General features: G+C 75.8%; 10 protein-coding genes and 1 pseudogene. 5 read left to right on the top strand and 6 right to left on the bottom strand.

Annotation, left to right across the window (positions count from 1 at the left end; genetic code table 11):
* Positions 1–272 precede the first annotated feature (272 nt).
* Positions 273–11,207 carry a type I polyketide synthase gene (locus D7318_RS34285; protein ID WP_408055543.1) on the top strand — a complete coding sequence of 3,645 codons (10,935 nt, stop codon included), beginning with the start codon at positions 273–275 and terminating at the stop codon, positions 11,205–11,207.
* 178 nt (positions 11,208–11,385) lie between these two features.
* Positions 11,386–14,574, top strand: a complete 3,189-nt coding sequence (locus D7318_RS28025; RefSeq protein WP_120700022.1) for a type I polyketide synthase — start codon at positions 11,386–11,388, stop codon at positions 14,572–14,574.
* On the opposite strand, the gene D7318_RS28020 is transcribed toward D7318_RS28025, so the two are convergent.
* Together D7318_RS28020 and D7318_RS28015 are read right to left on the bottom strand one after the other, a co-directional pair.
* Positions 14,564–15,340, bottom strand: coding sequence for an SAM-dependent methyltransferase (locus D7318_RS28020; RefSeq protein ID WP_120700033.1), 777 nt, complete (start codon positions 15,338–15,340; stop codon positions 14,564–14,566). The genes D7318_RS28025 and D7318_RS28020 overlap by 11 nt on opposite strands.
* Positions 15,341–15,801: 461 nt before the next feature.
* Entirely contained in the window at positions 15,802–16,521 is a 720-nt protein-coding gene (locus tag D7318_RS28015; protein ID WP_220729849.1) for a hypothetical protein, read from the bottom strand.
* 867 nt (positions 16,522–17,388) lie between these two features.
* Here D7318_RS28015 and D7318_RS34275 point away from each other — a divergent pair.
* Positions 17,389–17,793 (top strand): annotated as a pseudogene (locus D7318_RS34275) (RICIN domain-containing protein); the annotation flags it as partial.
* A gap of 18 nt (positions 17,794–17,811) precedes the next feature.
* Here D7318_RS34275 and tnpA read toward each other — a convergent pair.
* Entirely contained in the window at positions 17,812–18,273 is a 462-nt protein-coding gene (tnpA, locus tag D7318_RS28005; RefSeq protein ID WP_120700021.1) for an IS200/IS605 family transposase, read from the bottom strand.
* Positions 18,274–18,299: 26 nt separating this feature from the next.
* Between tnpA and D7318_RS28000 the strand changes: the two genes are divergently transcribed.
* Complete coding sequence (locus D7318_RS28000; RefSeq protein WP_120700020.1) at positions 18,300–19,544, top strand: RNA-guided endonuclease InsQ/TnpB family protein; 1,245 nt, start codon at positions 18,300–18,302, stop codon at positions 19,542–19,544.
* 100 nt (positions 19,545–19,644) lie between these two features.
* The gene (locus D7318_RS27995) at positions 19,645–20,403 is read left to right on the top strand and encodes a hypothetical protein (protein ID WP_183091641.1); all 759 of its coding nucleotides are present in this window, start codon (positions 19,645–19,647) and stop codon (positions 20,401–20,403) included.
* A gap of 199 nt (positions 20,404–20,602) precedes the next feature.
* Here the strand turns inward: D7318_RS27995 and D7318_RS27990 are convergent, their stop codons facing one another.
* The 3 genes from D7318_RS27990 to D7318_RS27980 form a co-directional block, all read right to left on the bottom strand.
* Positions 20,603–22,036, bottom strand: coding sequence for a mannitol dehydrogenase family protein (locus D7318_RS27990; RefSeq protein ID WP_120700019.1), 1,434 nt, complete (start codon positions 22,034–22,036; stop codon positions 20,603–20,605).
* Between the two features lie 118 nt (positions 22,037–22,154).
* On the bottom strand, positions 22,155–22,481 hold the full coding sequence (locus D7318_RS27985) for a DUF6510 family protein (protein ID WP_230424151.1): 327 nt from the start codon (positions 22,479–22,481) through the stop codon (positions 22,155–22,157).
* 67 nt (positions 22,482–22,548) lie between these two features.
* Positions 22,549–23,295, bottom strand: coding sequence for an FAD-binding oxidoreductase (locus D7318_RS27980; protein WP_230424149.1), 747 nt, complete (start codon positions 23,293–23,295; stop codon positions 22,549–22,551).
* Position 23,296: the final 1 nt, after the last annotated feature.

Raw genomic sequence — 23,296 nt, 5'->3', positions numbered from 1 at the left:
CCGGAGCCGTGGAACCCGGCGCCCACCCGACGCGACAACCGGGCCATCACCCTGCCCGCCACCAACCCGAACAACCGAAACGGCCCGGCGGGCAAACCGACGGACCGTCACGAAAGATCGAGGCTAGGGGGAGTTCAGGGGTCGGAGAGGGGTCGGGACGCCGAGGTACCCGGCCCAGAATGGCGGAGGAAATCCGCGACGCGCGCGGCGGCGGCCGGAAACGCGCCGGTCGCACCACCCCCGCGAAACCGGTCGCACCACCCACGCGAAAGGTGAGAACAGCGGCGATGAGTGGACCGGACACCCACGTTCTCGAAGCACTTCGGCTTTCTCTCAAGGAGCGGGAACGGCTCCGGGAACGCAATCGCGAACTCACCGCCGAGCTCACCGCCGCCGCCCGCGAGCCCGTGGCCGTCGTCGGCATGGCCTGCCGCCTCCCCGGCGGCGCCGACACCCCCGAGGCGCTGTGGCGGCTGGTCATCGAAGGGGTCGACGCCATCAGCGAGTTCCCCGCCGACCGCGGCTGGGACATCGCGGCGATCCACCACCCCGACCCCGACCGGCGCGGCACCTCCTACACCCGGCACGGCGGATTCCTGCGGGACGCGGGCGAGTTCGACCCGGCCATGTTCGGCATCTCGCCCCGCGAGGCCCTGGCGATGGACCCCCAACAGCGGCTGCTGCTCGAGGCGTCGTGGGACGCGTTCGAGGACGCGGGACTCGACCCGGTCGCGGCGCGCGGCAGCCGCACCGGCGTGTTCATGGGCCTGATGCACCACGACTACGAGGCCGTGCTGCGCGCCTCCGACGACACCGTCGAGGGCTTCCTCGGCACCGGCGGCAGCATCGCATCGGGCCGGGTCTCCTACGTCCTCGGCCTCGAGGGCCCCGCCCTGACGGTCGACACGGCGTGCTCGTCGTCGCTCGTGGCGCTGCACCTGGCCGCCCGGGCCCTGCGCGCGGGCGAGTGCGACCTGGCGCTCGCGGGAGGGGCCACCGTGATGTGCACGCCCGAGGCGTTCGTCGCCTTCTCACGGCAGCGCGGGCTCTCGCCCGACGGGCGGTGCAAGTCGTTCGCCGAGGGCGCCGACGGCGTGGGCTTCGGCGAGGGCGCGGGCGTGCTCCTGGTCGAACGCCTCTCCGACGCGCTCCGCCTCGGCCACCGGGTGCACGCGGTGGTGCGCGGCTCTGCCGTCAACCAGGACGGCGCGTCCAACGGGCTGACCGCGCCCAACGGCCCCGCCCAACGCCGGATGATCCGCCAGGCCCTGGCCGGGGCCGGGCTCGAACCCTCCGACGTGGACGTGGTGGAGGGCCATGGCACGGGCACCACCCTCGGCGACCCGATCGAGGTGCGGGCCCTGATCGACGCCTACGGCCGCGGGCGCGACCCCGAACGGCCCCTGCTGCTCGGCTCGTTGAAGTCGAACATCGGCCACGCCCAGGCCGCCGCCGGAGTCGCTGGCGTGATCAAGATGGTGCTGGCCCTGCGCCGGGGCGTGGTGCCGGGGACCCTCCACGTGGACGAGCCGTCGCGGCGCGTCGACTGGTCGGGCAGCGGCGTCCGTCTCGCGCGTGAGACGCTGGAGTGGCCCGAGACCGGGCGCCGACGCCGTGCCGCCGTCTCGTCGTTCGGCGTCAGCGGCACCAACGCCCATGTGATCGTCGAGGAGTTCCCCGAGCCCGCCGAACGCGACGGAACGCCACCCCCCGCGGTGCCCTGGGTGTTCTCCGCGCGCTCCCCCGAGGCGCTGGCCGCCCGCGCCGAACAGCTGCGGGACGCCACCGCCCAACTCGACCCCGTGGACGTCGGGTTCACCCTGGCCCGCTCCCGCGCCTCGCTGCCCCACCGCGCGTGGACCCTCGGCGGCGACCTCGACCGGCTGCGGACGGCGCGCGCCACGGGCGGCAGACTGGCCGTGCTCTTCCCCGGGCAGGGCGTGGGCCGACCCGGCACGGGCCGTCAACTCCGCGCCGCCTTCCCGGCGTTCGCGACGGCGTTCGACGAGGCCTGCGCCGCCGTGGAGTTGGACCCCGCGACGGTCGCCGACGGCACCGAAGGCACCGAAGGCACCGGCGGCACCGGCGGCACCGACGGGATCGGGCAGGCGGCGCTTTTCGCCGTCGAGGTCGCGCTGTTCAGGCTCCTCGAGTCCTGGGGCATGCGCCCCGACGCGGTGGTCGGCCACTCGGTGGGCGAGCTGGCCGCCGCCCACGTCGCCGGCGTGCTGTCGCTCGCCGACGCGGGACGCCTGGTGGCCGCCAGGGGGCGGCTCATGGAGTCCCGCATGCCGCGGGGCGCCATGGTCGCCGTCGAGGCCACCGAGGAGGAGGCCCGCCGCGCCCTGCTGCCCGGGGTCGCCGTTGCCGCCGTCAACGGCCCCTCCTCCGTGGTCCTCTCCGGCGACGAGGACCCCGTCCTCGACGTGGCCGGGCGCCTGGGCCGCGCCAGACGTCTGAAGGTCGAGCGCGCCTTCCACTCGCCGCACGTCGACGGGCTGCTCGACGAACTCCACGCCGTCGCCGCCACGTTGACCTACCGCACCCCCACGGTCGCCGGGGTCTCCACGGTGACGGGGGGACCGGTGGACCGGGACGGCGCCTGGGCCTCACCCGCGTACTGGGTCCGGCACGCGCGCGACGCCGTCCGCTTCCACGACGCCCTCACCACGCTGCGCGCCTCGGACATCCGCGGCTTCCTCGAGGTCGGCCCCGGCGCGGTGCTCTCCGGGCTCGCGGGCGGCGACGCACCGGCCGTCCCGGTGCTGGGCAAAAACCGCCCCGAGGCCGAGTCGGTGGTGGCCGCCGCCGCCGAACTCCACGCCCACGGCTGGGACATCGACTGGTCCGCGTTCTACGAGGGCAGCGGAGCCCGCCGCGTCACCCTCCCCGGATACCCCTTCTCCCGCCAGCGCTACTGGCCGCACGGCTCGGCACGCACCGGCGACCCCGGCGGCCTCGGCCTCGGCGCGTGCGACCACCCGCTCCTCGGCGCCTCGGTGCCGCTCGCGGGATCCGACGGGCTGCTGCTCACCGGCCGCCTCTCGCTCGCCACCCACCCCTGGCTCGCCGACCACACCCTGGGCGGCACCCCCGTCCTGCCCGGCGCCGCCCTCGCGGAGCTGGCCTCCCGCGCGGGCGACCAGACCGGCTGCCCGACCGTCGAGGAGCTGACCCTGGAAACGCCCCTGGTCCTGCCGCCCGACGGCGGCGTCAGGGTGCAACTCCGGGTGGACCCGCCCGACGGCTCGGGCCGCCGCAGGATCGAGGTGCACGCGCGCGGCGACGACGAACACGCCCCCTGGACGCGCCACGCCACCGGCCTGCTCGCCGACGCGCCCCCCGAGGCCCCGGCCCCCGTGCGCGCCTGGCCCCCCACCGGCGCCCACCCCGTCGACGTGGACGGGCTCTACGACCGGCTGGCCGCCGGGGGCCTCGGCTACGGCCCGGTCTTCCGAGGGCTGAAAGCCGCCTGGCGGCGCGGCGACGAGGTGTTCGCCGAGGTCGCGCTCGACCCCGAGGCCGAGAACGACGCCTTCGGCCTGCACCCCGCCCTGCTCGACGCGGCCCTGCACACCGTCGCCCTCGCCCTGGGAGAGCGCTCCCTGAGAGAGAGCGACCTGGGAGAGCGCTCTCCGGAGCCTCTGCTGCCGTTCTCCTGGGGCGAGTTCACCCTCCACGCCACCGGCGCCACCCTGCTGCGCGTCCAGGTCACCCCTCGGGGCCCAGAGAGCGCTTCCCTGTATCTCGCCGACGGCGCGGGGGACCCCGTCGCCACCGTCGCGTCGCTGCTGCTGCGCCCGCTGGCCACCGCCGTGCCCGAGCCCACCGCCTCCGGGCACGGGCCGGCCGACGCGCTGTTCCGCCTCGACTGGCCGACGCTCCCCGAGCCCCAGGGCCCCGCCGCCGACGGCGCCCAACGGGCCGCGCTCGGCGAGCACACCCCCCACCCCGACCTCGACGCCCTCGCCGACGCGATCTCCGCGGGCCGCGCCCCGACCCCCGAGGTGGTCATCGCCACCTGCCCCCCGGCCGCGACGCCGCTCGACGCCGCCACCCACGCCCTCGACCTGGTGCAACGCTGGCTCGCCGACGACCGTTTCGCCTCCGCCCGGCTCGCGCTCGTCACCCGCCGCGCCGTCACCACGGGCCCGGACGACGCGCCGCCCGACCCCGCGCACGCCGCCGTGTGGGGCCTGGTCCGTTCGATCCAGTCCGAGCAGCGCGACCGCCTCGTCCTCGTCGACGAGGACCCCGACGCCCCCGGCGTGCCCGCGCGCGCCCTGGCCTCCCGCGAGCCCCAACTCGCCCTGCGCGGCGGCGCCGTCCACCGCGCGCGCCTCGCCCGCGTCCCCACCGACACCCAGGGGGAGCTGCCGCCCTGGGACCCCGAGGGCACCGTCCTCATCACCGGCGCACCCGGCGCCCTGGGCACGCTGGTCGCCCGCCACCTCGCCGCCGAACACGGCGTCCGGCACCTGCTGCTGGCCAGCCGCCGCGGGCCCGAGGCACCCGGCGCCCACCAACTGGCGCGAGAGTTGCGGGCGTTGGGCGCCACGGTCACCCTGGCGGCCTGCGACGTCGCCGACCGGAGAGCGCTCTCCGCCCTGTTGGACGCCATCCCCGCCGCCCACCCCCTCAGGGCCGTCGTCCACTCCGCGGGTGTCCTCGACGACGGCGTGGCCGCCGCGCTCACCCCCGAACGGCTGGCCACCGTCCTGCGCCCCAAGGCCGACGCGGCCCTCCACCTCGACGAGCTGACCCGCGGCCTCGACCTGACGGCGTTCGTCCTCTTCTCCTCGGCCGCCGGTGTCCTGGGCAACCCGGGTCAGGCCAACTACGCCGCCGCCAACGCCGTGTTGGACGCCCTCGCGCACCGCCGCAGGGCCGAGGGGCTGCCCGCCGTCTCGCTCGCCTGGGGCCTGTGGCGCGGCGGCGACGGCATGGCGGGCGACCTCGACGCAGCCGCCCTGCGCCGCCTCGCCCGCGAGGGCTTCGCCGCCCTGTCCACCGCCGACGGGCTCGCACTGTTCGACGCCGCGCCCGCCACGGGCGAGGCCGTTCCGCTGCCCCTGCGCCTCGACCCGGCCGCCCTCGCCGCCCGCGCCGACGAGCTGCCGCCCCTGCTGCACGCCCTGGTCCGCGCTCCCCGCCGCAGGGCTGCCGCGGCCCGGGGCACCGCGGCCCGGGGCGCGGCCGCCGACGGGCTCGCCCGCCGCCTGGCCGACCTGCCGCCCGAGCGGCGCGATGAGGCCGTCCTCGACATCGTCCGCGACCAGGTGGCGCACGTCCTCAACCACACCGGCGCTCACGCGGTGGACGCCGGGCGGTCGTTCAAGGAGATCGGCTTCGACTCGCTCACCGCGATCGAGCTGCGCAACGGCCTCAACGCGGCCACCGGACTTCGCCTGCCCGCCAGCCTCGTCTTCGACCACCCCACGCCCACCGCCCTCGCCGCGCACATCGCCGCCGAGCTGACCACCACCCCCCCGGAGAGCGCTCTCCCCTCGGTCCGCCCCGCCACCGACGAACCCGTGGCCATCGTCGGGATCGGCTGCCGCTTCCCCGGCGGGGTCACCTCCCCCGAGGGCCTGTGGTCGCTGGTCGCCGAGGGCCGGGCGGTCGCGCGCCCCTTCCCCGACGACCGGGGCTGGGACCTGGAGGCGCTGTTCCACCCCGACCCCGCCCACCCGGGGACCTCGTATGTGCGGGCGGCCGGATTCCTTGACGGCGCCGCCGAGTTCGACGCGGGGTTCTTCGGCGTCTCCCCGCGCGAGGCCCTCGCCATGGACCCCCAGCAGCGCCTGTGGCTCGAGACCTCGTGGGAGGCCATCGAACGCGCCGGGATCGACCCCCACCGGCTGCGCGGCTCCCGCACCGGCGTCTTCGCCGGGGTGATGTACCACGACTACGGCCCGCTGCCCGGCACGCCCGCCGAGGCCGAGTTCGACGGGCTCCTGGGCACCGGCCGCTCCGGCAGCGTGATCTCGGGGCGCCTGTCCTACGCCCTCGGCCTTCAGGGTCCCGCGTTGACCGTCGACACCGCCTGCTCCTCATCCCTGGTCGCCCTCCACCTGGCGGCGCGGGCGCTGCACGCGGGGGAGTGCGACCTCGCGCTGGCCGGTGGCGTGACGGTGATGGCCACGCCCAGCGCCTTCGTGGAGTTCTCGCGCCAGCGCGGCCTGGCACCCGACGGGCGCTGCAAGGCGTTCGCCGCCGGGGCCGACGGCACGGCATGGGGAGAGGGCGCCGGTGTGCTCGTCGTCGAACGCCTCTCCGACGCCCGCCGCAACGGCCACCCCGTCCTCGCCCTGATCACCGGCTCCGCCGTCAACCAGGACGGTGCCTCCAACGGCCTCACCGCCCCCAACGGCCCCGCCCAGCAGCGCGTCATCCGCGACGCCCTCGCCGACGCCGGGCTGCGCCCCGCCGACATCGACGCCGTCGAGGCCCACGGCACCGGCACGCCGTTGGGCGACCCCATCGAGGCCGAGGCCATCGCCGCCGTCTACGGCCACGAGCGCGACCCCGAACGGCCGCTGCTGCTCGGCTCGTTGAAGTCCAACATCGGCCACACCCAGGCCGCCGCCGGGGTCGGCGGCGTCATCAAGACCGTCCTCGCGCTGCGCCACGGCGTGCTGCCCCCCACTCTCCACATCGACGAGCCGACGCCGCACGTCGCCTGGGAGGACAGCGGCATCGCCCTGCTGCGCGAGCCCGCGCGGTGGCCCGAGACCGGCCGCCCCCGCCGCGCCGCCGTCTCCGCGTTCGGCTTCAGCGGCACCAACGCGCACCTCGTCATCGAGCAGCCCTCCGCCGAGCAGCCCTCCGCCGAGCAGCCCCCCGCCGCGCCGCCGCCCGCCGTTCCCTGGGCCCTCTCCGCCAGGACCGCGCCCGCGCTGCGCGCCCAGGCCGCCCGGCTCGCCGACCACCTGCGCGTCCACCCCGACGCGCGCCCCCTCGACGTGGCCCGCTCCCTCGCCGCCGAACGCGCCCACTTCGAGCACCGGGCCGTCGTGACGGGCACCGACCGCGAGAGCCTCCTCGCGGGGGTCGCGGCCCTGGCCGATGGCCGGTCCGCGCCCCAGCTCGCCGAGGGCGTCACGGGCTCGGCCTCGACGACGCCGGGCAAGGTCGCGTTCGTCTTCCCGGGCCAGGGCGCCCAGTGGCCCGGCATGGCCGCCCGACTCCTCGACGAATCCCCCGTCTTCGCCCGCCGGATGGCCGAGTGCGACGCGGCGCTGCGGCCGTTCACCGGCTGGTCGGTGCCCGACGTGCTGCGCGCCGCGCCCGGCGCGCCCGCGCTGGAGGGCGACGACGTGGTGCAGCCCGCGCTGTTCGCGGTGACGGTCTCGCTCGCCGAGGTGTGGCGTTCGTTCGGCATCACCCCGGCGGCCGTCGTCGGGCACAGCCAGGGCGAGATCGCCGCCGCCTGCGTCGCCGGTGCCCTCACCCTCCCCGACGCGGCACGCGTGATCGCCCTGCGCGCCGCCGCCACCCTGGCCCTCGCGGGAAAGGGCGGCCTGCTCACCGTCCCGCTGCCCGCCGACGAGGTGGAGCGCCGCCTCGCCCGCTGGGCAGGGCGCCTGTGGCTCGGCGCGGTCAACGGGCCCTCGCTCGCGGTCGTCTCGGGGGAGGCCGAGGCGCTGGGCGCGTTCGCCGACGCGTGCGCCGCCGACGGCGTGCGGGCCCGCCGCGTCCCCATCGACTACGCCTCCCACTCCCCGCTGGTCGCCGACATCGAGGGGCGGCTGCTCGCCGAGCTCGACGGCATCGCGCCCCGCCCCGCCGCCGTCCCCTTCTACTCCACGGTGGACGCGGCGTTCCTCGACACCGAACGCCTCGACGCCGCCTACTGGTACCGCAACCTCAGGCAGCCCGTGCGCTTCGCCGACGCCGTGCGCGACCTGGCCGAACGGGGCTTCGGCGCGTTCGTCGAGGTGGGCCCGCACCCCGTGCTCGCCCTCGGGCTGCACCAGACGCTCGACGCCGCCGGGCACGACGCCGTGGTGGCGGCCTCGCTCCACCGGGGCGACGACGGGTGGCGCCGCGTCCTCGCCTCGTTGGCCGAGGCCCATGTGCGCGGCCTGTCGCCCGACTGGCCCGCCGTGTTCGACGGCACCGGCGCGGGACGCGCCGACCTGCCCACCTACCCGTTCGAGCACCGCTCCTACTGGCTCGGCGGCGGCTCGGGCGGCGCCGACGCGGCGGCCATCGGCCTCGGCCGCACCGGCCACCCCCTGCTCGGGGCCGCCGTGACGCTCCCCGACTCCGACGGGCTGCTGCTCAGCGGCCGGGTCGGGCTGCCCGCCCAGCCCTGGCTGGCCGACCACGCGGTCCTCGGCACCGCCCTGCTGCCTGGCGCGGCCCTCGTCGAACTCGCCCTCGCCGCCGGGCGCCACGCCGGTCACCCGGTGCTCGACGACCTCACCCTCCAGGCGCCGCTGCCCCTGCCCGAGCGCGGCTGCGCCCAGCTGCGCGTCACCGTCGCCCCGACGGACGAGGGGCCACGCGCCGACGAGGGGCGACATGTCGACGTGGCTCAACGCGCCGACGAGGCTCAACGCCTCGACGGCGCACGGACGGTGACGATCCACTCGCGCCCCGAGGAGGCCCCCGCCGACGCCCCCTGGACCTGCCACGCCACCGGCACGCTGCGCCCGCACCGCCCCGGCGACGGCCCCGCGCCCCTGCCCCTCGCCGCGACCTGGCCGCCGCCGGGCGCCGAACGCCTCGACGTCCACCGCCTCTACGACAACCTGGCCGCGGCCGGGCTCGACCACGGCCCGGCGTTCCAGAACCTCACCGCGGCCTGGCGGCTCGGCGAAACGGTGCTCGCCGAGGTCGCGCTGCCCGACACCACCCCCGCAGGGGCGTTCGGGCTGCACCCCGCGCTCCTCGACGCGGCCCTCCACGCCATCGCCCTGGGCGACTTCGTCGCCGCGCCCGTGGACGGGGACGGGGCGACGGGGGTGGGCGAGGACGGCGGGGTCCCGTTGCCGTTCGCCTGGAGCGGTGTCTCGCTGTGCGCGGCCCCCGGCACCACCGCCCTGCGGGTGCTCATCTCCCGCGCGCCCGGCGGCGACGCGGTGCGCGTCCAGCTCGCCGACGGCGCGGGAACGCCCGTCGCCTCCGTCGATGCCCTCGCCCTGCGCCGGGTGACGGGCCGCCACCTCGCCCCCGGAGGAACGCCCGGGCCCGGGCCGCTCCACCGGCTCGACTGGGTCCCGCTGGCCGCGCCCGACGCGGACCCCGCCCCGGACCCCGCCGAGGCCGAGGCCGAGGACCGGGCCGACTGGGCCGTCCTCGGCGACGACGGCACCCTCGCCGCCGCGCTCGCCGCCGGGGGCGTCCGCGCGACGGCCGTCGCGGCGTTCGACGCCCTGCCCGCCCCACCGCCCCGGATCGTCGCGACCGCCGACGCCCTGACCACGGCCGGGGACGACCCGGCCGCGCGCGCCGGGGAGGCCACGCGGCGCACCCTCGAACGCGTCCGCGCGTGGCTCGCGGACGAACGGTTCGCCGACGCCACCCTCACCGTTCTCACCCGGGGCGCGGTCGCCACCGGTCCTGACGACCCCGCGCCCGACCCGGCAGCGGCCGCCGTGTGCGGGCTGGTGCGCTCCGCCCAGGCCGAACACCCGGGCCGTTTCCTCCTGGTCGACCTCGACGACGACCCGGCCTCGCTCGCCGCCGTCCCGGCCACCCTCGCCACAGGCGCGGGCGCGGGCGCGGGCGCGGGCCTGGGCCTGGGCCGGGACGCGCGGCCCGGCCACCTCGCGCTGCGCGGCGGGCGCCCCCACACCGCCCGCCTCGCACCCCTCACGACCGACCCCGCGCCCACGGCGTTCACCGCGCCCGCCGCGCCCGACCCGGGACCGGTCACCTGGAACGCCGACGGCACCGTGCTGATCACCGGAGGCACCGGCACCCTCGGCGCCGCGCTCGCCCGCCATCTGGTCACCGCCAGGGGCACGCGTCATCTGCTGCTGACCGGCCGCCGCGGCCCCGACGCCCCCGGAGCTCGCCAACTCGCCGATGAGCTGGGGGCGTTGGGCGCGAACGTCACCCTCGCCGCCTGCGACACCGGCGATCGGAGAGCGCTCTCTACCCTGCTGGACGCCATCCCCGCCGCGCACCCGCTCACCGCCGTCATCCACGCCGCTGGCGTCCTCGACGACGCCACCGTCACCCGCCTGACGGACGCGCAGCTCGACCGCGTGCTGCGCCCCAAGGCACACGCCGCCTGGCACCTGCACGAGCTGACCCGCGACCTCGACCTGGCCGTGTTCGTCCTGTTCTCCTCCGCCGCCGGGGTGCTCGGCGGCCCGGGCCAGGCCAACTACGCCGCGGCCAACGCCTTCCTCGACGCCCTCGCCGCCCACCGCCGTGCCATGGGCCTGCCCGCGCTGTCACTCGCCTGGGGCCCCTGGGAGGGCGGCGGCATGGCCGAGCGGCTGGGCGACGAGGGCCTGCGGCGGCTGGCCCGCCAGGGCGCCGCCCCGCTCGGGACCGTTGAGGCCCTGGCGCTGTTCGACGCCGCGCTGGCGCGGGACGAGGCGTTGCTCGTCCCCGTCCGGTTCGACCTCGCGGCGCTGCGGAAACGCGCCAGGACCGAGGGCGTTCCACCCCTGCTGCACGACCTCGTGCCTGCCCCAGCCCGCCGCGACACCGGCGCGGACGCGCTGCGCGAACGCCTGCGCGGCCTGCCGGAGAGCGATTGCCGCCCCGTCCTGCTCGACCTGGTGCGCGGCCAGGTCGCGGCCGTGCTCGGCCACGACTCACCGGAGAGCGTCGAACCCCGGCGCGCCTTCAGGGACATGGGCTTCGAGTCGCTCACCGCCGTGCAGCTGCGCAACCGCCTCGCCGCCGCGACAGGGCTGCGGCTGCCCGCCACGCTCGTGTTCGACCACCCCACCGCCGAGGCCGCCGCCACCTTCCTGGCCGCCGCGCTCGCCGAGGAGGCGCCGGGGCGCAACGGCTCCGGCGAGGGAACGGCGCTTCGGGGAGCGCTCTCCGAGGTGGACCGGTTGGCGGCCGCGTTCGCCGGTCTCGCCGACGCCGAGCGGCGGCGCGTGGCGACCCGGCTCCAGGAGGTCGCCGCCGGGCTCGGCGCCGCGCCCGAGGACGGGGAGGTGCGGGAGCGGATCGCGTCGGCGGCCGACGACGAGATCTTCGACCTCCTCGACACGTTCCGCACCGCCTGACCGCCTGACTGCCTGACCGCCTGACCGCCCGACCGCCTGACCGCATGGCCCAACGCAGGTGGCCCGGCGCACTGTTGAACGCCCGACACCGATCGCTCGGGGACCGGCGAAGGACCGGCGAAGGACCGGTCAGGAACCGGCGAAGGACCGACGCAAGGACCGACGAACGGAGACGGCCATGGCCGACGAGGACAAGCTCCGCGCCTATCTCAAGCAGGCGGCGGTCGACCTGCACGCCTACCGGGAGCGCCTGGACGAGGTCGAGCGCAGGGCCAGGGAGCCGATCGCCATCACCGGCATGGCCTGCCGGTTCCCCGGCGGCGTCACAGGCCCCGACGCGCTGTGGTCGCTGGTCGAGGAAGGGCGCGACGCGGTGGGCCCGTTCCCCACCGACCGGGGCTGGGACCTCGACGCGCTGTGGGACCCGGAGGGGCGGCGGCCCGGCACCTCGTCCGTGCGCGAGGGCGGCTTCGTGGCCGACGCCGCGGGGTTCGACGCCGCGTTCTTCGGGATCTCGCCCCGCGAGGCGCTCGCCATGGACCCGCAGCAGCGGCTGCTCCTCGAGACCTCGTGGGAGGCGTTCGAGGCGGCGGGCATCGACCCTGCGGCGGCGCGCGGCAGCCGCACCGGGGTGTTCATGGGCGGGATGTACTGGGACTACGGGCCGCCGCCCGGCGGCGAGCCCGAGGCCGTCGCGGGGTTCCTCAGCACCGGAACGCTCGGCAGCGTCCTGTCCGGGCGGGTGTCCTACGCGCTCGGCCTCGAAGGCCCGGCGCTGACCGTCGACACCGCGTGCTCGTCCTCGCTGGTCGCGCTGCACCTGGCCGTGCGCGCGCTGCGCTCGGGGGAGTGCGACCTGGCGCTGGCGGGCGGCGCCACCGTGATGGCGACGCCGAACGCGTTCGTGGAGTTCTCCCGGCTGCGCGGCCTGGCGCCCGACGGGCGGTGCAAGTCGTTCGCGCGGGCCGCCGACGGCGCGGGCTGGGCGGACGGCGTGGGCGTCCTGCTGGTGGAACGCCTCTCCGACGCCCGCCGCCTCGGCCACCCGGTCCTGGCCCTGGTGCGCGGCTCCGCGGTCAACCAGGACGGCGCCTCCAACGGCCTCACCGCGCCCAACGGCCCCGCCCAACGGCGCGTCATCCACGCCGCGCTCGCCGACGCCGACCTGGCGCCCGGCGACGTGGACGCGATCGAGGCCCATGGCACCGGCACGCCGTTGGGCGACCCCATCGAGGCGGAGGCCCTGATCGCCGTCTTCGGCCCCGGCCGGGATCCCCGACGCCCCCTGTGGCTGGGGTCGTTGAAGTCCAACATCGGCCACGCCCAGGCCGCCGCCGGGGTCGGCGGCGTCATCAAGACCGTCCTCGCGCTGCGCCACGGCCTGCTGCCCGCGTCGCTGCACATCGACGAGCCGACGCCGCACGTCGACTGGTCGGGCGGCGGGGTGCGGCTGCTGCGCGAGCCCGTCGCCTGGCCGCCGGGGGAGGGAAGGCCCAGGCGCGCGGGAGTCTCGTCGTTCGGGTTCAGCGGCACCAACGCCCATGTGGTCATCGAGGAGCCACCGCCCACCCCCGAGGCGCCCGCCTCGGCCGCCCCGCCGCCCGCCGTCCCCTGGCTGCTGTCCGCGCGCACGCCCGAGGCGCTCACCGCGCGGGCGGCCGGGCTGCGCGAGGCCGTCGCCGATGGCCACCTCGACCCGCTGGACGTCGCGCACACGCTCGCCACCGCGCGGACCCCGTTCGCCCACCGGGCCTGGACGCTCGACGGCGACCTCGACGCGTGGACCACGGGCCGCGCCTCGGGCGGCGGCCTGGCCGTGCTCTTCCCCGGGCAGGGCGCCCAACGCGTCGGCATGGGCCGGGACTTGGCCGCGGCCCACCCCGTCTACGCGCGGGCCTTCGCGGAGGCAGCCGCCGCGCTCGACCTCGACCCGGCGACGCTCGACGCCGCCGAGTCGCTCGAACGCACCGAGCACGCCCAACCCGCCCTGTTCGCCGCCGAGGTGGCGCTGTTCCGGCTGCTCGAGTCGTGGGGCGTCGCGCCCGGCTGGCTCGCCGGGCACTCGCTGGGCGAGCTGACCGCGGCCCATCTGGCCGGGGTGTTCTCGCTCGAGGACGCGGCGCGGCTGGTCGTGGCGCGCGGGCGGCTGATGGGCCAACTCCCCCCGGGCGGCGCCATGGTGGCCATCCAGGCGGCAGAGGACGAGGTGGCCCCCCTGCTCGAACGCGAGGACGCCGAGGGCCTGGTGGCCGTCGCCGCCGTCAACAGCCCCCGCGCACTGGTGATTTCCGGCGACGAGGACGCGGTCAAGGCCGTGGCCTTCCACTTCGCACGGGTCAAACGCCTGGCCGTCTCGCACGCGTTCCACTCACCCCACATGGACGGGATGCTCGACGCCTTCCGCGCCGTCGCCGAACGCGTCACCTACCGGCCGCCCCGCCTGCCCGTCGTCTCCGCGCTCACCGGCCGCCTCGCCACCGAACGGGAGCTGTGCTCGCCCGAGCACTGGGTCCGCCACGCGCGCGGAACCGTCCGCTTCGGCGCGGCCGTCCAGGCCCTCCACGCCGCGGGCGCCCGCACGTTCCTCGAGGTCGGCCCGGACGCGGTGCTCACCCCGATGGCAAGGGAGAGCGCTCTCCAATCCGACGGCGGACAGACGGCGTTCATTGCGGCCCAGCGCCGCGACCGGCGCGAGCCCGAGGCGCTCGCCGCCGCGCTCGCTCAACTGCACACCGCGGGCGCGGCCGTCGACTGGGCGGCGTTCTTCGAAGGCACCGGCGCCCGCCGCGTCCCGCTGCCCACCTACCCCTTCCAACGCCGCCGCTACTGGCTGACCGCCGCGCCCTCGGCCGCCCCCGACCCGGCGCCCCCGGGGTTCTGGGCGGCGGTCGAACGCCAGGACACCGAGGCCCTGGCGGCCGAGCTCGACCTGGACGACCAGGGGCGCGAGGCCCTTGCCGTCCTGCTCCCTGCGCTCGCCGCCAAGCGCCGCGAGCGCCCCGCGCCCCCCACGAGCGCCCCCCTGCCCGAGGACGGCGAGGCCACGCCCGAGCCGCCCGACTCCACGGCGCCCGACCTGGTGGAACGCCTCGCCGACGCCGACGCGGCCGAGCGCAGGACGGCGCTGCTCTCGCTCGTCCTGGAGCAGACCTCCGCCACGCTCGGCCATGCCACGCCCGGCGAGGTCGGCCCGGACGACGACTTCGCCGACCTGGGCCTGACCTCCCTCCAGGCCGTCGAGCTGCGCGACCGCCTGGCGCGCCTCACCGGCGCCGAGCTCCCCGCCGCGCTCGTCTACGACCACCCCACCGCCGCGGGGACGGCCGACTACCTGCTCGAGGAGCTGACACGCGCGGTCAGCGCTTGACGCCGAGCCCGCACACCGCGTCCACCGGCTCCTCGCCCTCGAACAGCGGGTGTTCGGGGCGCCACCGATCGATCGTGACCACCCCAGGCTCCAGGATGTCCAGGCCCTCGAAGAAGGCGGTGACCTCCCTCGGGCCGCGCAGCGTGTAGTCCCCGGCCAGCCGGGCGTTGTAGTCGGTGGTGGCGGCGTTGAGCGTGTCGTTGGTGTTCACGCCGTCGCTCACCGCCAGATAGCTGCCGGTGGCGAGCGGCTCGATCAGGCGGCGCACGATGTCGTCCGGGCGGTCCTCGTCCGGGATGTGGCCCAGGATCCCCAGCATGGTCACCGCGATGGGCCGGTCGAAGTCCAGGTATTCCGCCGCCTGTTCGAGGATGCGCTCCGGGGCGCGCGCGTCCGCGTCGATGTACGCCGTCCTGCCCTCGGGGGTGCTGGTCAGCAGCGCGCGGGCGTGCGCCAGGACGAGCGGGTCGTTGTCGACGTAGACGATCCGGCAGTCGGGCGCCACGCGCTGGGCGACCTCGTGGGTGTTGTCCACGGTCGGCAGGCCCGTGCCCAGGTCGAGGAACTGCCGGATCCCGGCCTCGCCCGCCAGCAGGCGCACGGCCCTGGCCAGGAACATCCGCTGGAACCTCGCCGTGCGCACAATGCCCGGGTAGACGCGCGTGATCTGCTCGCCCGCGTCCCGGTCGGCCTCGTACCAGTCCCGGCCGCCCAGCCAGAAGTTCCACACCCGTGCCGAGTGCGCCTTCGAAGTGTCGATCTCCATGCGCTCAGGCCCTTCGTCGTCGGGGTCGTCAGGGTCGTCGGTGTCGTCCGTGTCAACGGTGCCGTGTGCCGTGCGGTCAGCCGAAGCGTAGGCGCTGGGCGTGCGCCGGGGGCAGCCTCCCGGCGCATACGCGCCCCCCAACGCCCGCCGTCCGATTCCCCGTTGGGCATGCCGAACCGCCGCCTCAGTCTCCGCCTCCGGCTCGGGCCCGGGCCCGTCGAGGGGGCCGACCGCCCCCGAGCTGCTCGACCGGCTGGAGAGCGCGATCCCGGCGACGCGTCGCGCGCTGCCGACGCCCGAGGACATCCCGGGTCATGTCACCGCCGCGACGACGGCGCCCGCCATGAGATCGTCGCGGGCCGCACCATGGCGTTGCCCCGGGGCCGCTGCCCGAGTTCGGCGGGGTGCCCGGAGGCGACCGTGCGCCCCCGACCGCGCCGTTCCGCGCCCCTCCGCGCGGCTTACGCCTCGACGTCGAAGGTGATGGCCAGCTCGGCGCGGCCCGTGACCCGCAACGGGACGAGTGCCGACGGGTTCAACGTGCCGTTGACGGCCGCCACTTCGGCCCTCGGATCGGCCGGGGCCGGGAGGGTGATCAGGTCGAAGCCCGCGTCCAACACCGCGCGGATCCCCGGCGCCGCGCACGTGAAGGGCAGCAGCCGGTCGTGCGCCGCATGGGAGATGTGCAGCTCGACGGTCTCGGTGGTGTAGGCGGCCCACAGGAACTCCTGGACGTTCCCCTCGTCGAGCAGCATGCCCGTGTCCAGGTCGAAGTCCAACGCCGGGAGCAGGAGCGAGGCCCGCAGGAAGCCCGCGTGCGCGTCGAGATACAGGGACGCCCCGTTGTCCTCGATCGCCTCACCCAGGCCGTACAGGTCCGGACGCAGGGCAGGCGTCAGCCGGACCACGACGGCCGCCCGGCCGCCCGCGCCCAGGTAGATGGCCGCGTCATCCTCGGCGAACACGTTGTGCGTCACCACGTTGCCCACCGGACCGGTGCCCGGTGGATGGTGCGCGCGCACCCGCTCCGCGATCAGGTCGGTGAAGCTCCGTGTGGTGATCGGCGGCAGCGTTCGCCTGCCCAGGCTCAACCCCGGCCGTTGGAACGGACCCCCAGCCCCGCGGTCGAACACGGAGAGGGCCACGGGACCCGGCTTCTTCGCACGTCGCCACCACGCCATGCCCCGAACATACCCACCCCGCGGGGGACCCCTCTCGGCCCCCCGCCGGATCAGGGCCCGGGACGGTCCCCGAACAGCGAGCCCACGACAACCCCGGGTTCCGGCCACCCGATCCCTCCCACCATGGCGCGCTCGAGCCGCCGGGCGCCGGGCGCCGGACACGCGCCTGCCGTCCCGGCAGGGCGGGTGTGGGCGGCCACCGGTCGGAGCGGTCCGTCGTCGCCGCGGTGTCCGTACGCCACAGCCGGGCGTCGGAGCCGTCGGCGATCCTCGGGGGAACCGGTAGCCGCGGATCGCGAACTGACCGGCCCCGCCCACCCACGCGACCAGCGCGAGCAGGGCGGACTCCGGCCGGTCGAACGCCACCGCCACCCGCTCCACGCCCCCGCTCCACGCCCCCGCGCCCGACCGTCAGGCCCGCCAGAGACCCGACCCGTTCGAGCGCCACGCTCGCGCCCGCCACCGCCCGGCCCCCCGGCCGTCAGCCGCCCGAGCGGCTCCGACACGTCGCGGCCCGGCGCCATCGGGCCCCCTGACGTGCACGCCCACGCTCCGCCCCCGCGCCGGTGGGCGCCACACGAGGGTCCCCCCGTCCACCCCGCCGCCTGCCGCTCTCGCGCTTCGCCCGAGCCGTCGTCGAGCGACAGCGGCATGATCTCCTCGCCCAGCGTCACCGCCATGCGGGCTCCTCTCGTCGTCCTCGTGGGAACGACTCCCCGACCGCCCCCGCCCGTTCCCGAACGCGGCGTCCCGCCCCTGGCGCGGGGTGTACATCGACACGACCATCGATACGAGCACCGATGCCCACGTTGTCCCGCGCTCCCCCGAGGGGTCCGACTTCCGCCGGACGAACGGAAGGCCGACACCATGACCGTCCCCCGACCGCCCCGCAGATCCCACCGCCCCGCCCGCCTGGCCCTGCTGCGCCTCGGCGCGTTGCTCGCCGCCCTCATCGGTGGCCCGCCCACCGCCGCCACCGCCGCCGACCCCGTGCCCTCACCCGCGCCCGAGGGCCCCGCCGCCCTGGCCGCCACCGGGACGCCGCTGCGCGACGGCACCGGGCTCTACCCACGCGCGATCCGCCTGGCCCACAACGGCCCCGCCAACGGCCGCGTGCTCGCCTCCGTCGTCACGTTCGACGGGAACGACGGCCTCGGCGCCATCTACGAAAGCACCGACGACGGGGCCACGTTCGCCCAGGTCGGCACGGTCGCGGACCCCGACTCCTCGGACGGCAGGGGCCTGTGCTGCGCGACCCTTTACCGCGTTCCTTGCGGAAAGCCCCGGCGTTCACGCCGGGGATGAATGCATCTCCAGACTGCTCTGACGTGCGCTCTGGAGCGGACGTTTTTGCTGCTCGATGTACTGGCGGACGATTGCCGGCGGTGCTCCGCCGCACGATGCGGAGAGATACGAGGGCGACCACAGGTGTCCGTGCGTGATGGCGTGGTTGGTCCGGCCGGTGAACTCCTGCCGTATCCGGCGGGCGGAGACGCCCTTGAGGCTGTTGACCAGCTTCGAGACGGCGACCTTGGGCGGGTGGTGCACCAGGAGGTGGACGTGATCGCGTTCGCCGTTGAACTCCTTCAGCTCCGCCTCGAAGTCCTCGCAGACCTTGCGCATGATCTCTTCGCAGCGCGTCAGCATCTCGTCGTTGAACACCCCGCGCCGGTACTTCGTCACAAAGACCAAGTGCACACGCATCGCTGAAACAACGCGTCTGCCACGCCTGTAGTCATTCTGTCCCTCCATGAGACCAATCGTCGTAGGATCCTGGTGTGCGGCTCCGCTACAACTACCGGGCCTACCCGGACGCCCCACAGTGCCGTGCGCTGGCGCGTGCGTTCGGGTGCGCCCGGGTGGTGTGGAACGACTGCCTGCGCGACCGGAAGGAAGCGCACGCGGCGGGGCTGCCGTACGTGACGTCGGCCGAGCTGTCCCGGCTTCGCATCACCCAGGCCAAACGCACCGAGGAACGCGCCTGGCTCGCCGACGTGTCGGCGGTCGTCCTGCAACAGTCCCTGCGGGACCTGGACACCGCCTACAAGAACTTCTTCAACTCGGTCAAGGGCAAACGGCAGGGCCGCAAGGTCGGCCCTCCCCGCTACAAGTCGAAGAAAGACACCTGGCAGTCGATCCGCCTCAACACCAACGCCTTCTCCCTCCAGGACGACGGCACGCTGTACGTGGCCAAGGTCGGCCATCTCAAGGTCAAGTGGTCCCGCCAACTTCCGACAGCCCCGACTTCCCTGACCATCACCAAGGACAGCTGCGGCCGCTACTTCCTCAGCTTCGTCGTGGACACCGAGCCGGACATCCTCCCGGAAGCGGAGACCGACGCCGGTATCGACCTCGGCCTGTCCGCCTTCGCCGTCCTGTCCGACGGCCGGAAGATCGACAGTCCCCGCTTCCTGCGCCGGGCCGAGAAGAAGCTCAAGCGCCTCCAGCGGGAGCTGTCCCGCAAAGCCAGGGGATCGAAGAACCGGGACAAGGCCCGCGTCAAGGTCGCACGCCAGCACGCCAAGGTGGCCGACCGGCGCCGGGAGTGGCACCACAAGGCATCCACACGGATCATCCGCGACAACCAAGCGGTGTACGTGGAAGACCTCGCGGTGTCCGGCCTCGGCCGCACCCGGCTCGCCAAGTCCGTGCACGACGCGGGATGGTCCGCGTTCGTCGGCATGCTGGAGTACAAGGCGGCCCTGCACGGCCGCACCTTCGCCAAGGTGGACCGGGCCTTCCCCTCCTCCCAGGTCTGCTCGGCCTGCGGATTCCGGGACGGCCCCAAGCCCCTGCGCGTCCGGGAGTGGACATGCGGCGCGTGCGGCACCGTCCACGACCGTGACCACAACGCAGCCCGCAACGTCCTCCTCGAAGGACGCCGAATCGTCGCCGCCGGACGGGCGGAGACACCAAACGCCCGTGGAGCGCCGGTAAGACGGGCACACCTGCCCGCACAGCGCGGTGAAACAGGAAGCCCCCGGAAGGGTCAGACGACCCAGACCGGAATCCCCGGACTTTAGTCAGGGAGCACGTCAAGAACTCCCCACCGCCATCGGCGACCTGCCCGCGGGCACCCTGCTGTGGGCCGCCTCCGTCGGCCAGGACGAGCCCGACCGCCGCATGGCGCTGCGCGTGTGGCGCAGCCGTGACGTGGGCCGCACATGGCAGTACCAGTCGACGTGCGCGTGGGCGACCGGGACGGGCGGACTGTGGGAGCCGGAGTTCGCCATGGCCGACGACGGCGCGCTGGTCTACCACTACGCCGACGAGACGGATCCCGCGCACAGCCAGAAGCTGGTCGCCGCGCGCAGCTACGACGGCATCCACTGGACCGAGCACCACGACACCGTGGCTCCGCTCCCGCGGACCGACCGCCCCGGTATGCCGGTGGTGCGCCAACTCCCCGATGGCACCCACCTGATGAGCCACGAGATCTGCAACCCCGGCGGTCAGTACCAGTGCGTCGTCCACGTCCGCACCTCGGACGACGGCTGGAACTGGGGCGACCCCACCCACCTCGGCCATCGCCCCGAAACGGCCGACGGCCGCTACTTCCGCGCCGCGCCGACCATCGCCCAGGGCCCCGTCGAGGGCGACCCGGACGGCCGGATCCTGCTGGTGGGGCAGATGCTGCTGAACGCCGACGGCAGCACCGCCGAGGGCAACGGCCGCACGGTGCTGGTCAACACCGACAACGCCGACGGCCCCTGGCAGGCCGCCCCCGCCCCCGTCGCGGTGGACGTCCCCGAGCCCGACTTCTGCCCCAACTACAGCTCCCCGTTGCTCCCCGCCACCACGGGCACCGACGTCCTCCAGATCGCCACGGCCTGGGACGGCGACGTGTGCAAGCCGTACTACGCGACCGCGCCGGTGCCGTGACCCCGCCCCGGTGCCACGCTGATGGGAGAGCGCTTTCTCCCTAGCTGGGGATGCCGTTGGAGAGCGCTCTCCCGTCGGCCTGCGCTGCTATTGGAGAGCGCTCTCCCGGGCGGCGTGACGGGAGAGCGCTTTCCTGCCCGGCCGCAGTGTCCTGGGAGAGCGCTCTCCCAGCCCGGCCGCCGCACTGTGGAGAGCGCTCTCACGCCCCGACCGCAGCGCGGATCGCCGCCGGGACGCCATGCTGGTGCAGCGCGCCCATGAGTTCGGTGACCGCCGCGGCGAACTCGCCCCAGGCGCCGATCTCCTGAGGAAGGAGAGCGCTCTCCCCGAGCGCCGCGCGAGCATACCGTTCCGGCGTGGGGGAGTCGGCCCACAGACGGCGCAGCTCAGGACCCAGCGGGTCGCCAAGGGCCTCCCCAGCCGGGGAGACCGTCGCCAGCAGATAGGCGGCCGTCAGCAGCGCCGCCGAACGCGGCACCGCGCCCCGCGACCGCCACACGCCGAGCGCCGGGGTGAGCCGGGCGGCCAGCTTGACCGAGCCCAACGACCCGACCTGCGCCGTCGTGTGGCCCAGCGCGGTGTTGGCGAAACGCGCCAGGACCACCTCGGTGAACGCCGCGGGGTCGAGCCCCGGCGGCGGAGTGAGCGTCGGCGCCATGTCGTCCTTCATCAGCCGCCGCGCCGCGCCCTCGATGTCCTCCCTGGCCACGGCCTCGGCGATGGTGCCCACGCCGTCGAGCAGCCCCAGCCAGGCGATCAGCGAGTGCGGGGCGTTGACCAGGCGGAGCTTGACCTGTTCGTACGGCGTGGCGTCGCCCGTGAGCACGGCGCCCGCCCGCTCCCAGGCGGGGCGCCCGGCGGGGAAGTCGTCCTCGACGACCCACGCCGAGTAGGGCTCGCCCGCCACCGCCGCCGCGTCGTCGTAGCCGCAGCGCTCGACGATCCGCTGCCGCAGCGCGGGGGTGGGCGCGGGGACGACACGGTCGACCATGCTGGAGGGAAAGCCGACGTCGCTCTCCAACCAGCTGAGCAGCCGTGCCCGTTCGGCCCAGTCGGACCGTTCGACGACTTCGGTCACCAGGCGGCGCAGCACGCGCCCGTTGCCCGGCAGGTTGTCGCAGCTCACCAGCGAGAGCGGCGCGCCGTCCGCGGAGCGGTGGCGGCGGCGCAGGCCGCGCGCGAGCCGTTGGACCACCGCCGAGTCCGTCGCGTAGGCGCTCTCGGTCACGGTGAGGGTGACGACCTTGATGGCCGGGTCGGCGAGCCAGGTCTCGGTCGCGCCCGGCTCGTCCACCTCGACATGGGTGGCCGCGTGCACGCCGATCACCTCGGGCTCGAAGCGCTCGCCGGTGACCGTGACGACGGTGTAGAGCCCGGCCTGTCGCCGCAGCGCGTCCACGACGTCGCGTGAACGGTGGGCCGCCCCGACGATCCCCCAGTCGCCCCCCTCGGCGGCGACGGCCCCCGCGGTATAGACGGCCTGGTGGGCGCGGTGGAACCCCCCGAGGCCCACATGCAGGATCCCCGGCGGCGGCACGCGGTCCACGACCCGCCGCACTCGGGCGGGCAGCCCCGCGGCCCCCAGCGGCGGCGGTCCCACGTGGCCCGTCAACCTGTCCACCGGTCCCGCCATCGACCCCGTTCTCCCTGCCGCGCCGCGTCACCTCGACGCGCGCTCCGCGCCACGTCGATCGGTTGAGCCTATAGGACGGGCGGAACGCGTTCGACCGCCGGGCGGACCGGCACCCGGGTCAGGGCCGGTCGCCGGTGGCGATGCGGAACGGGCCGTCGGGGCTGCCGAGTTCGAGCCAGATCAGCTCCCCGTGACGCACCATCCGCAGGGCGACCGCGGCGCACCCTGGACAGCGGGCGGTGATGCCGGGCTCGGGACCGAAGACGTGCAACGCGGCCAGCGGCGCGTCGACTTGGCAGTGGGGGCAGCGGCGCCTGGCGTCCATCACGTCGCGCGCGAAGATCTCCGACAGCGGCCCGGCCAGGCAGTTGCCGTCCCGGTGCGAGGGCCGGGCGGGGAACGACGGCTTGGCCGGCTGGTAGGGGGTGGGCGGGGGAGTGGCCACGGTGGCTCCCATTCGTTGTCAACTGAGGCCGCGCGGACGGGTGTTCGGCCGCGCGGTCAGGTCCAGGTCAGCCGAAGCGCTCGGTGCGCACGTCCTCGGGCGCGTGGCCCGCGGCGACCAGCAGGTCGGCGGTGTGCTCGACAAAGGCGGTGGGCCCGCAGACGTAGCACGTCGGGTGGGCCGAGGGCTCGACCGCGGGATCCAGCAGGTCCCCCGCCCCGATGCGCCCCGGCGAGCGCGCGGCACGGGGGCCCGCGCGCCGGGTGTACACCAGGCGCGTCGCCACATCCGCCCCCGCGCGTCCCGCACGTCCCCCGCCCGCCCCGCCCGCCGCCTCCGCCAACTCGTCGCCGTACCACAGCTCTTCGGGCGACCGCACCGAGTACACCAGCCGGAAAGGGGCCGTCGAGTCCGCGGCGCGGCGGGCCCTGACCATCGCCATCAACGGTGCGATCCCCGAGCCCCCCGCCGCGAGGAGCACCGGCCCCGCCTGCTCGGGGCGCCACACGAACCAGCCGCCCAGCGGCCCCCGCACCTCCACCGCCGCGTCGAGCGGCAACTCGTCGCCCAGATAGGGCGAGACCTCGCCGCCCGGCGTCGGCCGCACGGCGATCTCGACGCGGTCCCCGTGGGCGGGCGCGGACAGCGAGTAGCTGCGCACCGCCCGGTAGCCGTCGCCCGCGGTCAGCCGCACGTCCAGGTGCTGGCCCGCGAGGTGCCCCGGCCACTCCCGCACCGCGAAGACCAGGCGCCGCCCGGCGGCGGAGAGCGCTTCCCGCTCGACCAGGCGCGCCCGCCACCAGGCCGCGGCCACC

It is taken from the genome of Streptomyces radicis, from assembly GCF_003626575.1.
Classification (GTDB): domain Bacteria; phylum Actinomycetota; class Actinomycetes; order Streptomycetales; family Streptomycetaceae; genus Streptomyces; species Streptomyces radicis.
The sequence above is the reverse complement of the archived record's forward strand: the minus strand, read 5'-3'. Positions and strand labels throughout refer to the sequence as shown.

Excerpts from the sequence above, each read along its gene's own strand:
- D7318_RS28025 (WP_120700022.1), top strand. The coding sequence starts at position 11,386 with ATGGCCGACGAGGACAAGCTCCGCGCCTATCTCAAGCAGGCGGCGGTC.
- D7318_RS28020 (WP_120700033.1), bottom strand. The coding sequence starts at position 15,340 with ATGGAGATCGACACTTCGAAGGCGCACTCGGCACGGGTGTGGAACTTC.
- D7318_RS28015 (WP_220729849.1), bottom strand. The coding sequence starts at position 16,521 with ATGGCGTGGTGGCGACGTGCGAAGAAGCCGGGTCCCGTGGCCCTCTCC.
- tnpA (WP_120700021.1), bottom strand. The coding sequence starts at position 18,273 with ATGGAGGGACAGAATGACTACAGGCGTGGCAGACGCGTTGTTTCAGCG.
- D7318_RS27995 (WP_183091641.1), top strand. The coding sequence starts at position 19,645 with ATGGCGCTGCGCGTGTGGCGCAGCCGTGACGTGGGCCGCACATGGCAG.
- D7318_RS27990 (WP_120700019.1), bottom strand. The coding sequence starts at position 22,036 with ATGGCGGGACCGGTGGACAGGTTGACGGGCCACGTGGGACCGCCGCCG.